Genomic DNA, 15,722 nt, shown 5'->3' with positions numbered 1-15,722 from the left:
TTGATCTTTTACGCTTATTGCTCGAGCTTGCGACGCGCTTCTTCAGAAGCCTGTTTGATCTTTTCCGCTTCCTGCTCCTTGGTCTTGATGGTTGTCGGAGTAATGGCCCGATCCACCGCCTCGGTCTTCTCACCGTGGCGCTGAGTTTGCTTTTTCACCACGTTGACGTCTTCGCCTTGCACATCCTTGGCAGGGCTGTTGGGTGGCGTCGAATCGATTGGTTTCTGGCTCATGGGTTTCCTCCTGGCTGTGGGCTGTGAGTCAGCCCCTTGTTAATTACGAGGCCCTGAGGGCTGACGAGTTCGAACAATCGCCGTCTGTATTCGGATGCTTCAAATCCACGGATTTCGGGGCTTCCGGCCGGCAGAAAAGCTGAATCCCTGGGCATCGGCCGAATCGAATTCTGAGACGCTCGACAATCACTCGATGGAAGAACGACATGGGCCAATTCCGGATTTACCTCGATGACGAACTGCTCTGTGCGACCACCTCGCCGGCACTGGCGCAGGCCGCCTGGAACCGTGCCTCGCGCGATGCTCGTGTAGCCGAAAAAGGCGGCTGGGTACGTGCCTACGAAGGCGAAGTGACCGTGGCGGAAATGCACCCCGAACCGCGCGTCGGCCACCCGTGGCCGGATGGCCGAGACCATCAGCCGGACCTGCGCAATGTGTGGGACAGCCTGATGCGGGTGCTTCAGCAGCAGGGCCTCGATGACCAGGCGATGACCGATGCGCTGAACCGTTTCGGGCTCGCGACCACGAGCGTGCAGGGTTCGGTCAAGGATGAGCTGGGTGGGCGCACCGTGCCCACCGCGGCAGAGCTGGTGGTGCTGCTCGATGCCATCCAGCAGGATCGTCAGCGCGAGCCCGAGGCCTAAGTGTTGCGGTCATGGCAGGCGCGCCTTGTTCACGCAGTGGCGATTGAACAGCTCGGGTTTGTCCAGGCGAATGCGTGCTTCGATCTGCTCGATGATGGCGAATACTTCCGTCGGAGTCAGCGATGTCCTGCAGGGGATATCGCGTACTTCGAGGGAGGTTTCCGAGTCCTTTTCTGAAAGATGCACGACCATACTGGTCGGCGACTGTAATGACACTTGTACAACAAGTGGCTGGAAATAGTTGTACAGCAATGCTGCAGCGTCCAGGAATTTAAGCTTTGCCACAATTATTGCTCTCGGTATTACTCCTTTATTACCGGTATTAGTGGCAGTCCGGACTTTCTTGTCAAATCAATAGTTCTGCTTTATTTGCTCTGCTCGGGTGAAGTCGGCGGTTTGGGCATGCCACGCGGGCCAATAAACCCCCAGATGATCAAACCAATGACCGGCAGCAACAGAATAATCAATGCCCACATAAGTCGGGTATTGAAGCGCTTTTCACTGCGCCACAGATTCATGATGGTGACCAGGTCGACGAAAGCGATGACGACAAAGGCGCCGAGCCAGAATAGTAGGGATGGATCGCCCATGGCGGAACTCCTGTGGTTGCGGCGAAGCCATGGATATTGGGTTCGCAGGGTTAGACGGAAGCTGGAGGGCGTCTTACCCGTGTTGAGGCCGTTACATGCACAAAGCGCCTCGACCTGTCACCAGAATAATTACCCTGTTCACTTACGAAGTATCCCGGTGCCATTAAGTTCGCGTGAAAAGACGGTCGGCCATGCTGGCCTTTTAATATAAAACGCAGTGAATGCTTATTAGGCGTGCATGATGCCCGTGCAATAAAGGCGATTCATGCAAAGTGCAATTACCTTGCACAAGCGTAAGCGGCTCGATAGACAATAAAACCGGCGTATTCGTCACATTGAAAAGTTGGCATGTGTGATGCACCCGTTCAGGTGCATTAATCAATAGCTGTCTGCCGACCAATAAAAGGATCACCGATGAATACTGCCGCGCTCGACCAACTGAGCATCGCGTTACCGGATTACAACGTTTCTATTACCCCGCGCCCGGATGGCATGTACCTGCTGAGCATCAGTCGGGAGGGCGAGGCCATCTTTCTCAAGGCTGTCGACAAGGCGGCCATCGACACCGAGGACGGTGCTCGCGCGCTCGAGCGCGAAATCCTGCGGGACCACAAGCTGGTCAGCGGCGAAGTGAACTGGAAGGGCGCTGGCGCGCAATGGGTAACGCGCAAGCTGCCGACCTTCACTGGCGCCCCGGTCAACCCGACTGCTGCGAAGATGATGTGGTCGCGCCGCAACCTGGATTCTCTGCATTGAGTGCAGCGCACCCACAAAAAAGCCCCGCATCGTCGGGGCTTTTTTGTGGGTCATGAGGGCTTGTCAGGCGCCTCGCAACATCAGGATTTGCCAAGCAGGCGCGAGGCATCGAAGCCCATGCGCATGTTGCCCCAGTGGCGCCCCTCGAAGAAGAACGGCACGTCGATCTCGGTCATGATCTCGCCGGTGTCGCGCAGGTAGGTCTGCAGCAGGAAGCGCTGAGTGTTGCCCGCCGCGCGCAGGCCCACCGGGTCGGAGAACATGCGCTTGTTGCGGCACACCGGCAGGTCGACGGCGCGGTTGCCGGTTGGCGGCTTCGACACCCAGCTGTTGTTCACCGGGCAGTAGCCCTTGTTGTCGACGATAAAGGTCACGATGCCGCCTTGCGTACCCTTGGTCAGACGGTCGATCTCTTCCTGGCAGATCTGCGCGAAGCGTTCGGTGTAGCCGGTCAAGTACTGCTTGGGATCGGTATTGGGGATCAGCTTGTAGTTCTGGTCGAACAGGTTCACGCCTTCGCGCTGCAGTGTTGCCAGGCGCGCCTGCAGGGCGTCACGGCACTGGGTCGCGCGAGTGATGGCAGCGTCGAGTTCGCCCTCGCCAAGTACGAAGCGACCGAGCAGTTCCTGCACCCGTTCGGCAACGCCTGAGAGGTCACGGGTAGCGGTGGCCGAGCGCTGCATGCGCTGGTCGATGGCCTGGCTGTCGGCGTGGATCTGGGTGACGCGATCGTTGATGCCAGTATTGGCATCGGCCACCTGCTGGATGTGCTCGGCGATCTCCGCCAGCTTGCTGGTGGTGGATTCGAAGTCGCCGATCATCGTCTCGAAGTGCCCTGTGGCACGCTCGACCACCACTTGGGTTTCCCGGGCGCTCTGGCTGATGCGTGCGGTCTGCTCGTGGGTGGTGCTGACTTCCTTGAGCATGGCGTCGATGTTTTGCGAGATGTCGCCGGTGGCCTGGCTGACGTTCTGCGCCAGGGTGCGCACCTCATCGGCGACTACCGCGAAACTACGGCCGCTTTCGCCGGCACGGGCCGCTTCGATGGCGGCGTTGAGGGCCAGCAGGTTGGTCTGCGAGGAAATCTGCTGGATCAGGCCGACCACCGACTTGATATTCGACGAACGCTCGTTGAGCGCCGAAACCAGGGTGCTGAATTCGTTGAGGCTGTTGGAAATGGCGCTGATGTTGCCGGTGACTTCCAGGAGTTCCGCGTAGGAGTCCTGTGCCATGCCGAGGTTATGTGCGGTGGTCGCCGAGATCGCCTGAGTCTGCTGCGACACCTCGTCGATACGGCCGACAGCGATGTTGCTCTCGCTCATCACCTCGTTGGCGAAGCGCGCCTGGTGGGTGGCGCTGTCGCTGGAGTCGCTGATGTTCTTCAGCGAGCGGGCCGATTCCACGGCGATCTGTACGGTCAGTGCCTGCACGTTACTGATGATCTCGCGCTGCTTGGCCAGGAAGCGGTTGCAGGTGCTGGCCAGGGTACGGATTTCGTCGTGGGTGAGCAGGGGCAGGTCGCGGGACAGGTCGCCTTCACCGCTGGCGATTTCTTCCAAAGCGCGGGTCATGTTGTCGACCGGGCGTACGATCAGGTGGCGGAAATACCAGACCATGAAACTGACCATGCCCAACGTGAACAGCGCGCTGAGCGTCAGCGCCGTGCCCAAGGTGTCGAGCTTGCCTTCGACCTGCTTGAGCAATGCCGGGTCGAGTTGGGCACCGTGCAGCAGCTGCACGATATCGGCGCGCAGGCTCAAGGCCACCCAGACCAGCAGGCCACTGACCACCACTAACAGAAAGAGGCTGGAGAGCTTTTTGGTCAAGGTATCGAAAAAGTGCATTTCGATGGAATCGTACAGCGACTTTAACGACTGCATGCCGCAGCTCCTGACAGAGAAATAATCCTTGGATTTCCATTACTTCGACCAGAAGCGCGGAACCTTTAACAAAGGGGGCTCTGTTCGCCGACGTTCCACGCGATTTGTCGGATGTTCCACCGCGGGGCGGCGAGTGTAGTGCTTCGCTTGTGACCGTTAAAGAGTGGTTACACAAAAAATGGCGTCAATTGGCCACTCGTACAAACGACACTACCGGCACAGGGCCGGTAGCGCTTTGTTGCACGAAGAAGAGCTTAGCCGCGCTGGCCGAACTCCGCCTGCTGGGCGGTCCACCCAGCCACGTGCTCGCTTAGCGACAGGCCCAGGCCAGGGCGGTTCGGCACCAGCATGCGGCCATCGCGGGTTTCCAGGCGCTCGTTGAACAGAGGCTCGAGCCATTCGAAGTGTTCGACCCAGGGTTCGGTCGGGTAGGTGGCAGCCAGGTGAACGTGCAACTCCATGGCGAAGTGTGGGGCGAGCATCAAGCCGGCGTGCTCGGCCATGGCGGCGATCTTCAGGAATGGCGTGATACCGCCGACCCGCGGCCCATCAGGCATCAGGTAGTCAGCGCCGCGGGCTTTGATGAACTCGGCATGCTCGGCAACGCTGGTGAGCATCTCGCCGGTGGCGATCGGCGTGTCGAAGGCCGCGGCCAGAGCGGCGTGGCCTTCGGCGTCGTAGCAGTCCAGCGGCTCCTCGATCCATACCAGGTTGAATTCCTCGAAACGCCGGCACATGCGCTGGGCGGTGGGCCGATCCCACTGCTGGTTGGCGTCGACCATCAGCGGGAAGTCGTCGCCCAGGTGCTGGCGAATGGTGGCGACGCGGTGCAGGTCGAGGGCCGAGTCGGGCTGGCCGACCTTCAGCTTGATGCCGCCGATGCCTTTCTCGCGCGATAGATCGGTGTTGACCTTTAGCTGATCCAGCGGCGTGTGCAGAAAACCGCCAGAGGTGTTGTAGCAGCGCACCGAGTCGCGCTGGGCACCTAGCAGGCGGGCCAGGGAGAGGCCCGCGCGCTTGGCTTTCATGTCCCACAGGGCCACGTCGAAGGCGCCGATGGCCTGGGTCGACAGGCCGCTGCGGCCCACCGAGGCGCCGGCCCAGCACAGTTTGGTCCACAGCTTCTGGATGTCGCTGGGGTTCTCGCCGAGCAGTGCCGGGGCGATTTCCTGGGCATGGGCGAACTGACCGGGGCCGCCGGCGCGTTTCGAGTAGCTGAAGCCCAGACCGCGGTGGCCATCCTTACTTTCGATTTCCACGAACAGCATGGCGATTTCGGTCATCGGTTTTTGCCGGCCGGTCAGCACCTTGGCATCGCTGATCGGGTTGGCCAGGGGCAGGAAGACCGAGGCGATGCGCACCCAGGCGATCTGGTCCTGGTCTGCGCAGCCTTGGGAAAGGATGTGATCACTCACGCTGATTACCTCGCTCGACGTTCTTGTTGGAGTCGCCGGGTGGCAGACCACCGGCGTGATCCCGGACGTTAAGCTGATTAGGTAATCATTCAAGCCTGTGCCGGCTCGCTTTCATTAAAGATGTAATGGTGGCCATCGAGGCGCCGGCATCCAGGGCGCTAGCAGGCCCAGGATGCCGGCGACACTCAGCCGAGGATGGCGTTGAACACGAGCAGGGTCAGCAGCGAGGTGAGCCAGCCCAGGGTGGTGGGCACCGACCAAGTCAGCAACTGATGCTTGGCGTTCTTCACGCCCAGCATGCGGTTGACCACCCAGAAGTAGCTGTCGTTGAAGTAGCCGAAGACCATCGAGCCGATGGCGGCAGCCTGCGCAGCGAAGACCATGTTCACATCCGGAATGGTCGCCAGGATCGGTGCCGAGATCGACGCGCCGGTGATCATCGCCACCGTGCCGCTGCCCTGGATGAGGCGTACCAGAGAGGCGATCACGAAGGGAATCAGCACCGCTGGCAACGGTAGCGTCGCTACCCATTCGCCCATGTACTGGCCCGCGCCGCTGTCGCGCAGCACGGCGCCCAGCGCACCGCCGGCACCGGTTACCAGGAGAATGATGCCGGCGCTTTCCACGCCTTTTTCCATCTCGGCGATGACTTCATCGCGCGGGCGACGGGGCACCAGGCCATAGAGCGCGACGACCACGCCCAGGCCGACGGCGATCACCGGGTTGCCGAGAAAGGCCACGGTCTGGCCGAGCAGGCTCTGCTGCAGGGTGCTGCCGGCATCGAGCTTGGCGATCACGCCGACCAGGGTATTGGCGAAGATCAGCAGAATCGGCAGCAGGATCGGCAGCATCGACAGCCACAGCGGTGGCAGCTCGGCTTCACGCTCGTCCGCACGCTGCAGCACTTCGCGATAGGCCACCGCCGGGTCGACGGGCGCCTGGCCGCTCTGGGCGATCATCGCTTCGATGCGCGGGCCCATGAAGCGGGCATAGGCGACCAGCACGAAAGTGGCGGGCAGGGTGAACACCACGCCCCAGAACATCATCAGGCCGACGTCGATGTTGAAGATCCCGGCGATGCCCAGCGGTCCCGGAGTTGGCGGTACCGCATGGTGAGTGAGCATCAGGCCGCCGGCCAGGGCGATGCCCAGAGTCAGCATGGATTTGCCGGTGTTACGCGACAGAGCACGTACCAGCGGGTTGAGGATGACGAAAGCCGAATCGCAGAAGATCGGCACCGAGACGATGTAGCCGGTGACCATCATCGCCCACTCTTCACGCTTGTTGCCCAGCCAGCGCACGAAGCTGTAAGCCATGCGCTCGGCCGCGCCGGAAACTTCCAGCAGGCGGCCCATCATCACCCCGAAGCCGATCACCAGGCCGATGGTAGACAGCGTGGTACCGAAGCCAGTGGTGATGGATTTGACCAGGGCATCGGGCGCCATGCCGCCGACCAGGCCGGAGATGGAGGCTGCGATGATCAGCGCCAGCAGGGCGTGGATGCGAGTTTTCAGCACGAGCACGATCAGCACGACGATGGCCAGGACCAGGCCAACCATCAGCTGAGGCCCGGCGATGGAGGTTGCTTGCATGGTGGATTCCTCTTGTTGTTATTAGATGGAGCGACCGCGCCGCTGGCAGCGGTTAGCGGTGCATGTCGCGCTGGTGAGCCTCGATCACCGCGTCGAAATTGCTGTCGGCGGTGAACCCCAGTTGCAGCGAGCGGGTGATGTCGAAATCGCCGGGCCAGCTGCACACGATGCGTTGCACGCGCTCGTCCGGCTCATGGCTGACGCGCTCAAGTGCTGCCTCGCCGCCAACCCGGGCGAGGCTGTCGAGCATTTCGCTGACCTTCACGCTGATGCCTGGCAGGTTGAGCGTGCGGCGCTGGCCCAGGGCTTCGCCATCCAGGCGCGCGGCGTGCAGCAGGTTGGCGATCACCGTGCCGGGGGAGGACAACCACAGCCGTGTGTCCAGCGGCACCGGGCAGTTGCTGACCTGGCCGGCCAATGGTTCACGCACGATGCCGCTGGCGAACGATGAGGCCGCGGCATTGGGTTTGCCCGGGCGCACGGAAATCGTCGGCAGCCGGCATACGCGGCCATCGACGAAGCCCTTGCGCGAATAATCGTTGATCAGCAGTTCGGCCATGGCCTTCTGCGCCCCGTAGGACGATTGCGGCAGCGGAGCCAGCGACTCGGGTACCCGGTCAGGCAACGGCCCGCCGAATACGGCAAGGGAGCTGGCGAACACGAAGCGCGGCACCTGGCCCTGCTCACGGCAGTGTTCGAGCAAGGCGCGCGAGGCGTCGAAATTGATGCGCAGGCCCAGGTCGAAGTCCGCTTCGGCCTGGCCGCTGACGATGGCAGCCAGGTGATAGATCACGCGGGTGTCGGCGTCGACCAGCGAAGCGAGAAAGGCAGGGTCGGAAATGTCGCCGGTGCGCGATTCGATGCGCGGATCGGCGATGGGGCAGGCAGCCAGGTCCGCCGACACGATGCGCCCGCCCTCCGGCATCAGATCACGCGCATCGGGCGCCAGCAGCGCCTCGACCAGTCGGGCACCGAGAAAGCCGGCGCCACCAGTTACCAGTATCTTCATGGATCACACTCCCTGAGGAGAATATCCGGGCATACGCATGCCCCGTATTCTTGTTATTGGACGAATCAGGTGACAGGTAGTTGTCATGTTGTATGATGAATTTAACATTGGCGCAACCGTTGGCGTCGTTCTCCTGTGCGCGAGCCGCGCGAGAACCGCTGTGAAGGTTGCCGGGAGATCGCTGTGCAGATGCTGAACGAAGCCACCCCCAAGCTCGCCGAGCGGCTGGCCAAACGCCTGAGCGAGGCGGTGCACGAAGGCGAATTGGGCGCCGGTACGCGGCTGCCCACCGAGCAGGCGCTGTGCGACCAGTACGGGGTCAGCCGCACCGTGGTGCGCGAGGCCATTTCCATGCTCAAGCGCGAAGGCATGCTCATTTCCCGTCAGGGCAGTGGCACCTTTGTCGCCAGCAAACCCTCGGTGGCCCTGCGCCTGGCGCAGCCGCAAGGTGATTTCTCGGCAGTGGTGGAGATCCTCGAGCTGCGCAGCGCACTGGAGATCAAGGCCGCCGAGCTGGCCGCCTCGCGCCGCGACAACGCTCACCTGCGGGCAATGCGCAACGCCCTGGCCGAACTTGACGAAGCGGTCGAGCGGGGTGAGGACGGCGTCAGGCAGGACCTGGCCTTTCACCGCAGCGTAGTGGCGGCGACCGGCAACCAGCATTTCCTGGAAACCATTGATTTTCTGCACCAGCTGCTGCAGCAGGCGATCAGCGTGACCCGCCGCAACGAGGCGCGTAACGCCCACTACATGCAGCAGGTCGACCACGAACACCATGCCTTGCTGGAGGCGATTGCCGCCGGCGACAGCGAGGCCGCGCGCCAGGCGGCCTCCACCCACCTGCGCAACGCCGAAACGCGCCTGCGTGAAGCGCGCAGCGAGGCCGATGGCGACGGATAACAATCACAAGAGGAGTTTCAAGATGACAGCGACATCCACCATTGGCGTGATCGGGCTCGGCTCCATGGGCCTGGGCATGGCGCGCTCCCTGTTGCGCGCCGGCCTGTCGGTCTGGGGCTACGATATTCGCGAGGAGGTACGCCAGGCATTCGCTGCCGAGGGTGGCCTGCCGGTCGCCAGCCTGGGCGACCAGGCTGCGGGCAGCGACGTGCTGTTCATCGTGGTGGTCAATGCCAAGCAAACCGAGGCGTTGCTGTTCGGCGAACAGGGCATCGCTGCACGTCTGCGCCCGGGCACGGTGGTGGTGGCCTGCGCGACCATTGCTGCGGACGCCGCACGGCGCATCGCCAAGCGCCTGGCCGAACACCAGGTGGCGATGCTCGATGCACCCATTTCCGGTGGTGCCGTGCGTGCCGCGGCGGGTGAGCTGACCATCATGGCCTCCGGGCCTGCGGCGGCGTTTCAGCAGTGCGAAGCCGCGTTGGCGGCTGTGGCGGCCAAGGTCTATCGGCTGGGCGATGAAGCCGGGCAGGGCTCGCAGATCAAACTGGTCAACCAGCTACTCGCCGGCGTGCATATCGCCGCCGCTGCCGAAGCCATGGCCTATGGCATCCGCCAGGGCTGCGACCCCAAGGCGCTGTACGAGGTGATCAGCCACAGCGCCGGCAATTCCTGGATGTTCGAGAACCGCGTACCGCACCTGCTGGCCGGCGACTACCAGCCGCGCTCGGCTGTCGACATCTTCGTCAAGGATCTCGGTCTCGTGCTCGACAGTGCCCAGGACGCGGTTTTCCCGTTGCCGATGACGGCCAGCGCGCACCAGATGTTCAAGCAGGCCTCGGCCGCCGGCCTGGGCCGCGAGGATGACATCGCCGTGGCGAAGATCTTTCCCGGCATCCAGCTGCCTGTCGCCGCCAACGAGGAGATGTGACCATGCCCCTGATCGGATGCATTGCCGATGACTTCACCGGGGCCACCGACCTCGCCAGCATGTTCGTGCGTGGTGGCGCGCGCACCGTACAGACCATCGGCGTGCCGCAGCGCCCGTTCGAGCTTGGCGAGGCCGACGTGCTGGTGGTCGCATTGAAGTCACGCAACCTGCCGCCTGAGGAGGCGGTGAAGCAGTCTCTGCAGGCGCTCGAATGGCTGCAGGCGCAGGGCTGCCGGCAGTTCTACTTCAAGTACTGCTCGACCTTCGACTCCACTGCCGAAGGCAATATCGGCCCGGTCAGCGATGCGTTGCTGAGCGCCTTGGGCAGCGATTTCACCGTCGCCTGCCCGGCGTTCCCGGAAAATCGCCGTAGCGTGTTCAACGGTTACCTGTTCGCCAACGACGTGCTGCTCAACGAGAGTGGCATGCAGGACCATCCGCTGACGCCAATGCGCGACGCCAACCTGATGCGCGTGCTGCAACCGCAGACCCGTCACCGCGTCGGCCTGATCGACTACCGCACCCTGCGCGCCGGTGTCGAGGCGACCCGCCAGCGGATCGCCGAGCTGCGCGACGAGTCCATCGGCATCGCCATCAGCGACGCTACCGACAATGACGACTTGACCGTCCTGGGCGGCGCTTGCGCGCAATTGCCGCTGGTAACCGCAGGCTCCGGCCTGGCTCTCGGTCTGGCTCAGGACTGGAAGGCCCGGGGCCTGCTCGGCGCCGGTAGCGAAGCCGGCAAACTGGACCGAGGCTGGGGGCGCCAGGCGATCCTCAGTGGCAGCTGCTCGCGGGCCACGTTGGCGCAGGTGGAGCAGGCGGCAGGGGTGTACCCGGCGTTTCGCCTCGAGGCCGGCGAGCTGATGGCCCGTGGCGACGAGTTGGTCGCTGAGGCGCTGGCCTGGTCTGTCGAGCAGCAGGGGCCGGTGCTGATCTACGCCAGCAGCCCGCCCGAGCAAGTACGCCGCGTGCAGCAGCAGTTCGGCACCCAGCAGGTGGGTGAGCGCGTCGAGGCTGCGCTGGCCGCTATCGCCCGAGCATTGGTGGACGAGCAGGGCGTAGGGCAACTGCTGGTCGCCGGCGGCGAAACCTCCGGCGCGGTGGTGAATGCTCTGAATATCGCGGGTCTGCGCATCGGCCCGAGTATCGACCCGGGCGTGCCCTGGACGCAAACCCTGGGGCGTGCCGGCAAACCGTTGGCGCTGGCGCTCAAATCCGGCAACTTCGGCAGCACCGATTTCATGGTCAAGGCCTGGGAGAAACTGGCATGAGCAAAGAAAACTTGCTGCGCGAAGAAATCGTCGAGATCGGCCGCTCCCTCTACGGGCGTGGCCTGAGCCCCGGCTCGTCGGGCAACATCAGCGTGCGCCTTGATGATGGCTGGCTGCTCACGCCCACCAACGCCTGCCTGGGTCGTCTGGACCCGGCTGATATTGCCAAGCTCGACTGGCAGGGCAATCACCTGGCCGGCAAACCGGCCTCCAAGGAAGCCTTCCTGCACCGCGCGGTGTACGAGGGGCGAGACGACTCGGGCGCCATCGTGCATTTGCATTGCACCCATTCGGCGGCGGTGTCCTGTCTCGATTGCCTGGACGCGAGTTCCTGCCTGCCGCCGCTGACGCCGTACTTTGTCATGCGGGTCGGGCGCCTACCGCTGATTCCCTACCACCGCCCGGGTGACCCGCAGCTGGGTGAGGCGATTCGTGGCCTGGTTGGAAAGCACAGCTCGGTGCTGCTGGCCAATCATGGGCCCGTGGTGTCGGGCAAGAACCTGGAGGCGGCGACCTACGCCATCGAAGAGCTGGAGGAAACCGCCAAGCTGTACCTGCTGCTGCGCCAGCAGCCGACGCGCCCTCTGAATGAAGAACAAATTGACGAGCTGCGCCAGACCTACGGCGCCCAATGGTGATCGCAATGCCACGATTCGCTGCCAACCTGAGCATGATGTTCGCTGACGCGCCCTTCATCGAGCGCTTCGGCCGCGCCGCTGCCGCCGGCTTCAAGGGCGTCGAGTATCTGTTTCCTTACGATTATCCGGCCGCCGAGCTGGCCGAGCGATTGGCCGAAAATGGCTTGAGCCAGGTGCTGTTCAACCTGCCGCCGGGTGACTTCGCCGCTGGCGAACGGGGCATCGCCGCCTTGCCGGGGCGTGAGGCGCAGTTCCGTGAAAGCGTCGACCAGGCCATCGAATACGCCCAGGCCCTGGGCTGCCCACGGCTGCACGCCATGGCCGGGCTGATCGAGGACGAGGCGCTGCGCCCGCGGATGCGCGAGGTGTACCTGGAAAACCTGCGCTACGCGACCCGGCGGCTGGCCGAGCAGGATCTGACCCTGCTGATCGAGCCGATCAACACCCGCTCCATTCCCGGCTACTTCATCAACCGGCAGGCCGAGGGGCATGCCATCCTCGCCGAGTTGGGCGAGCCCAATCTCAAGGTACAGATGGATTTCTTCCACGCGCAGATCATGGAGGGTGACCTGGCCGCCTGCTTCAAGCGCTTCCAGGCGGGGGTGGGGCACATCCAGATCGCCGGGGTGCCGGATCGGCATGAGCCGGACCTTGGCGAGGTGAACTACGCCTATCTGTTCGCGCTGCTCGACGAGCTGGGTTACGAAGGCTGGATCGGCTGCGAATACAACCCACGTGGGCTTACCGAGGATGGTTTGGGCTGGATGGCGGCTTGGCGCTGAGGGCCTTTCTGCCTGAGCTGTATCACCATCGATCTTGCATGGTCGGTGATTTTCAGCGTAGGCGGAGCCTGCCTGCGATTTTTCGCGGGCATGGCCCACTCCCACGGGGAGCGCTGTTCTCGTCGTATATCCGTCTAACAGGGTAAAGCAGGTTTCACGCGCTGTGCGATCTTTGGGAGCGGGCGGGGGTGCTTAGTCCATGCCCGCGAGATTTGCGTTTTTCCGCATAGGTGAAGTTCTCAGGCGCTCTGCCGCTCGACAATGCTGAAACCCGTATCGATGCGTACTTTCACCGCTTCCTCATCGGGATGCTCGATGCGCTGCAGCAGTGCGCGGGCGGCCTGCAGACCGATCTCCGCGCCGTTGATGCGCACCGTGGACAGCGACGGCTGCAGGTGTGCGGCGATGTTCAGGTCGCCAAAGCCCATCACTGCCAGATCGTCCGGTACGCGGATGCCGCGCTCGGCGGCTTCGACCAGCACGCCATGGGCCAGGGTGTCGGAGCTGCACACCAGCACCTCGGGGCGTTCGCCGGCGGCCAGCAGGCGCCTTAGCCCCTCGCGCCCCAGATCGACCGTCGCCGGTGGCGGCAGCACCACCCGCGGCACGTTGATGCCCTGGTTGGCCAGTTCCTCTTCGAGGCTGTCGCAGCGCCGCTGGCCGCGCGGGTCGTCCAGCGTCACCACGGCGAAGCGACGGTAGCCCTTGGCCGCGAGATAACGGGCGATAGCCGCGCCGACCGCTTCGTGGGAAAACCCCACCAGCATGTCCAGCGGCCGTGGCGCCAGGTCCCAGGTTTCTACAGTGGGAATGCCCGAGCGCGACAGGCGCGTGCGGCTGGCCTTGGTGTGCAGGGTGCCGGTGAGCACGATACCGTCGGGGCGGCGGCGCAGGATGGTGTCGAGCAGCTGCTCCTCGCGCTCGGCGCTGTAGTTGGTCAGGCCGATCAGGGTTTCGTGGCCGGCTTCGGTGAGGGTGCCGATCAGCGCCTGCATGGTGTCGGCGAAAATCGAGTTGGTCACGGTCGGCACCAGCAGGGAAATCAGCCGGCTGCGTTGTGTGGCGGCGCCGGTGAGCATGGCCGGTAAGTAGCCGGTCAGCTGTACGGCGCGGAAGACCTTTTCGCGCAATTCGGCGCGCACGATCTCCGGCTGGTTGAGGGTGCGCGACACGGTGATCGGCGACACCCCGGCAACCTTGGCGACGTCTGCCAGGGTTGGCGCTTTGCCCGCTTGCAGGCTAGAGCGCTTGCGGGTGGGGCGGTCATCACTCATGGTCGTCCTCGCGTGGGTGGGCAGCGGGCGATAGTAGCAAGCCGGGCACTGACTGCGCGCGCTGGCTGCAGCCGTTGCGCTATGCTGCGCCTCGGCTCGCTTTCCGGCGGGCCATCCACGCTTTCCCGACCCGGCTGACAGGCGCCACGGCTGCCTGACAAGGACCCGTTGATGCCCAGCAATCTGGAGCTGCTCGCCAATATCGCCAACCTGATCGCCGTGCTGCTTGCGGCGCGCAACAGTGTGCACACCTGGTCGGTGGGTATCGTCGGCTGTTTGCTGTTCGGCTGGTTGTTCTTAACCGTGCAGCTGTATGCCGACGTTACCCTGCAGGGCTTTTTCATCGTCACCAGCGCCATGGGCTGGTGGGCCTGGCAGCGTGGCAATGCCGGTGCTGAGTTGCCGATCAGCCGCACGCCGCCTCAGGCACTGCTCGGTTATCTGGCTATGGCGGTCATCGTTGCGGTTGCCTACGGCCTGTTGCTGCATCGTTTCACCGATGCCTACGCGCCGCTGGTGGATTCCCTGGTGCTGACCTTCAGCGTGCTGGCGCAGTTGCTGCTGATGCGCCGGCGTCTGCAAACCTGGTACGGCTGGTTGCTGGTCAACACCCTAGCGGTGCCGCTGTTCGCCACCCGCGAGTTGTACCTGACCGCCGGGCTTTACGTGCTGTTCTGGTGCAACGCCTGGTACGGCCTGTACCGCTGGCGTCGTGAGCTGCAGGGCCAGGAACGGTTGGCCTGAGATGCGTAAAGCCTTTCGACGCGGCCTGGTGGTCGGCAAGTTCTCACCTTTGCACCTGGGCCATGAATTCCTGATCCGCGAGGCGCTGGCCCAGTGCGAGCAGCTCCACCTGCTCAGCTACTCGTTGCCGGAGTTGCCCGGCTGCGAGGCGCCACGCCGCGAGCGCTGGTTGCAGACGCGCTTTGCCGATGTGCCAGCTTTGGTGGTCACCCAGGCGCGTATCGACGCCTGGCGTGGCGAGGGCCGGGTGCTGCCTGATCTGCCGCACAACGAGGCGCCCGATCACCAACAGCGCCAGTTCGTCGCCGAGCTGTGCCAGGGGGTGCTTGGCACCACGGTCGATGCGGTGTTCACCAGTGAAAGCTATGGCGATGGCTTCGCCGCGCACCTGGCCCAGTGCTTTGGCCATCCGGTGCAGCATGTCTGCGTCGATCAGGCGCGGGCTGCCGTGCCGATCTCCGGTACTCGCTTGCGTGAAGATCCCCACCGGCTCAAGGCATTTCTGGCGCCGCCGGTGTATGCCGATTTCGTCGAGCGCATCGTGCTGCTGGGCGGCGAGTCCACCGGCAAGAGCAGCCTGGCCGCGGCACTGGCCCAGGCGTTGGGCAGCGTGCATGTCGCCGAATACGGGCGCGAGTGCTGGGAGGCGCGCGGCGGCGAGCTGCAGTACGATGATCTGCTGCATATCGGCCGCACCCAGGTCGCCCGCGAGAACGCCGCTGCCGAGCGCGCCACCCGCTACCTGGTCTGCGATACCTCGCCGTTGACCACGCTGTTCTACAGCGGCGCGATGTTCGGCCGCTCCGAGCCCGAACTGCAGCGCCTGGCCGAGCGGCCTTATGCGCACACCTTCCTGTGCGCTGACGACTTTCCCTTCGTGCAGGATGGCACCCGCCAGGACGAAACCTTTCGCCGTCGCCAGCAGGTCTGGTATCGCGACGAGTTACAGCGCCGCGGCTGCGTCTATCACGAGCTGCGCGGCTCCCTCGCCGAGCGCGTCGCTCAGGCCCTCGAAATGCTGCAAAGCCGCGCCCCACAAGCGTAAGCGGCCACTCATCCC

17 protein-coding genes are annotated in these 15,722 nt (G+C 63.8%); 9 read left to right on the top strand and 8 right to left on the bottom strand.

What is annotated here, in order from left to right; translation table 11 throughout:
- Nucleotides 1-14: 14 nt before the first annotated feature.
- Nucleotides 15-233, bottom strand: a complete 219-nt coding sequence (locus tag PVA39_RS14255) for a hypothetical protein (RefSeq protein WP_274124598.1) — start codon at nucleotides 231-233, stop codon at nucleotides 15-17.
- Between the two features lie 206 nt (nucleotides 234-439).
- Between PVA39_RS14255 and PVA39_RS14250 the strand changes: the two genes are divergently transcribed.
- Nucleotides 440-877 (top strand): hypothetical protein, encoded by a 438-nt coding sequence (locus tag PVA39_RS14250; RefSeq protein WP_274124597.1) that lies wholly within the window; start codon nucleotides 440-442, stop codon nucleotides 875-877.
- 9 nt (nucleotides 878-886) lie between these two features.
- Here the strand turns inward: PVA39_RS14250 and PVA39_RS14245 are convergent, their stop codons facing one another.
- Nucleotides 887-1,162 carry a DUF1652 domain-containing protein gene (locus PVA39_RS14245; protein ID WP_167363123.1) on the bottom strand — a complete coding sequence of 92 codons (276 nt, stop codon included), beginning with the start codon at nucleotides 1,160-1,162 and terminating at the stop codon, nucleotides 887-889.
- A gap of 80 nt (nucleotides 1,163-1,242) precedes the next feature.
- Nucleotides 1,243-1,467 carry a PLD nuclease N-terminal domain-containing protein gene (locus PVA39_RS14240; protein ID WP_093502867.1) on the bottom strand — a complete coding sequence of 75 codons (225 nt, stop codon included), beginning with the start codon at nucleotides 1,465-1,467 and terminating at the stop codon, nucleotides 1,243-1,245.
- Nucleotides 1,468-1,881: 414 nt separating this feature from the next.
- Between PVA39_RS14240 and PVA39_RS14235 the strand changes: the two genes are divergently transcribed.
- Nucleotides 1,882-2,223, top strand: coding sequence for a hypothetical protein (locus PVA39_RS14235; protein ID WP_274124596.1), 342 nt, complete (start codon nucleotides 1,882-1,884; stop codon nucleotides 2,221-2,223).
- A gap of 80 nt (nucleotides 2,224-2,303) precedes the next feature.
- On the opposite strand, the gene PVA39_RS14230 is transcribed toward PVA39_RS14235, so the two are convergent.
- The 4 genes from PVA39_RS14230 to denD all read right to left on the bottom strand — a co-directional run bounded on the left by PVA39_RS14230 (nucleotide 2,304) and on the right by denD (nucleotide 8,119).
- Complete coding sequence (locus tag PVA39_RS14230; protein WP_274124595.1) at nucleotides 2,304-4,103, bottom strand: methyl-accepting chemotaxis protein; 1,800 nt, start codon at nucleotides 4,101-4,103, stop codon at nucleotides 2,304-2,306.
- 254 nt (nucleotides 4,104-4,357) lie between these two features.
- Nucleotides 4,358-5,518: an L-talarate/galactarate dehydratase gene (locus PVA39_RS14225; RefSeq protein WP_274124594.1), complete on the bottom strand. Its 1,161-nt coding sequence runs from the start codon at nucleotides 5,516-5,518 to the stop codon at nucleotides 4,358-4,360.
- A 185-nt stretch (nucleotides 5,519-5,703) separates the two neighbouring features.
- Nucleotides 5,704-7,110 carry a GntP family permease gene (locus PVA39_RS14220; protein WP_274124593.1) on the bottom strand — a complete coding sequence of 469 codons (1,407 nt, stop codon included), beginning with the start codon at nucleotides 7,108-7,110 and terminating at the stop codon, nucleotides 5,704-5,706.
- Between the two features lie 52 nt (nucleotides 7,111-7,162).
- Entirely contained in the window at nucleotides 7,163-8,119 is a 957-nt protein-coding gene (gene denD / locus PVA39_RS14215) for a D-erythronate dehydrogenase (protein ID WP_274124592.1), read from the bottom strand.
- A 189-nt stretch (nucleotides 8,120-8,308) separates the two neighbouring features.
- On the opposite strand from denD, the gene PVA39_RS14210 reads away from it, so the two are divergent.
- Genes PVA39_RS14210 through otnI form a run of 5 tightly spaced genes read left to right on the top strand, consistent with a single transcriptional unit; the run spans nucleotide 8,309 to nucleotide 12,644 of the window.
- Entirely contained in the window at nucleotides 8,309-9,019 is a 711-nt protein-coding gene (locus tag PVA39_RS14210; RefSeq protein WP_274124992.1) for a FadR/GntR family transcriptional regulator, read from the top strand.
- Nucleotides 9,006-9,950: an L-threonate dehydrogenase gene (gene ltnD / locus PVA39_RS14205; protein WP_274124591.1), complete on the top strand. Its 945-nt coding sequence runs from the start codon at nucleotides 9,006-9,008 to the stop codon at nucleotides 9,948-9,950. Before PVA39_RS14210 ends, ltnD begins: the two co-directional genes overlap by 14 nt.
- Before the next feature lie 2 nt (nucleotides 9,951-9,952).
- Entirely contained in the window at nucleotides 9,953-11,224 is a 1,272-nt protein-coding gene (gene otnK / locus PVA39_RS14200; protein ID WP_274124590.1) for a 3-oxo-tetronate kinase, read from the top strand.
- On the top strand, nucleotides 11,221-11,862 hold the full coding sequence (otnC, locus tag PVA39_RS14195) for a 3-oxo-tetronate 4-phosphate decarboxylase (RefSeq protein ID WP_274124589.1): 642 nt from the start codon (nucleotides 11,221-11,223) through the stop codon (nucleotides 11,860-11,862). The genes otnK and otnC overlap by 4 nt, the downstream gene beginning before the upstream one ends.
- A 5-nt stretch (nucleotides 11,863-11,867) precedes the next feature.
- On the top strand, nucleotides 11,868-12,644 hold the full coding sequence (gene otnI / locus PVA39_RS14190) for a 2-oxo-tetronate isomerase (RefSeq protein WP_274124588.1): 777 nt from the start codon (nucleotides 11,868-11,870) through the stop codon (nucleotides 12,642-12,644).
- Nucleotides 12,645-12,883: 239 nt separating this feature from the next.
- On the opposite strand, the gene PVA39_RS14185 is transcribed toward otnI, so the two are convergent.
- The gene (locus tag PVA39_RS14185; RefSeq protein ID WP_274124587.1) at nucleotides 12,884-13,918 is read right to left on the bottom strand and encodes a LacI family DNA-binding transcriptional regulator; all 1,035 of its coding nucleotides are present in this window, start codon (nucleotides 13,916-13,918) and stop codon (nucleotides 12,884-12,886) included.
- 171 nt (nucleotides 13,919-14,089) lie between these two features.
- On the opposite strand from PVA39_RS14185, the gene pnuC reads away from it, so the two are divergent.
- Complete coding sequence (pnuC, locus tag PVA39_RS14180; RefSeq protein ID WP_274124586.1) at nucleotides 14,090-14,662, top strand: nicotinamide riboside transporter PnuC; 573 nt, start codon at nucleotides 14,090-14,092, stop codon at nucleotides 14,660-14,662.
- Nucleotide 14,663: 1 nt separating this feature from the next.
- Nucleotides 14,664-15,707, top strand: coding sequence for an AAA family ATPase (locus PVA39_RS14175; RefSeq protein ID WP_274124585.1), 1,044 nt, complete (start codon nucleotides 14,664-14,666; stop codon nucleotides 15,705-15,707).
- The last annotated feature ends 15 nt before the right edge of the window (nucleotides 15,708-15,722 follow it).

Source organism: Pseudomonas sp. CNPSo 3701, assembly GCF_028674975.1.
GTDB lineage: Bacteria > Pseudomonadota > Gammaproteobacteria > Pseudomonadales > Pseudomonadaceae > Aquipseudomonas > Aquipseudomonas straminea.
Note: the sequence above shows the minus strand (reverse complement) of the source record. Positions and strands in the feature narration are given on the sequence as shown.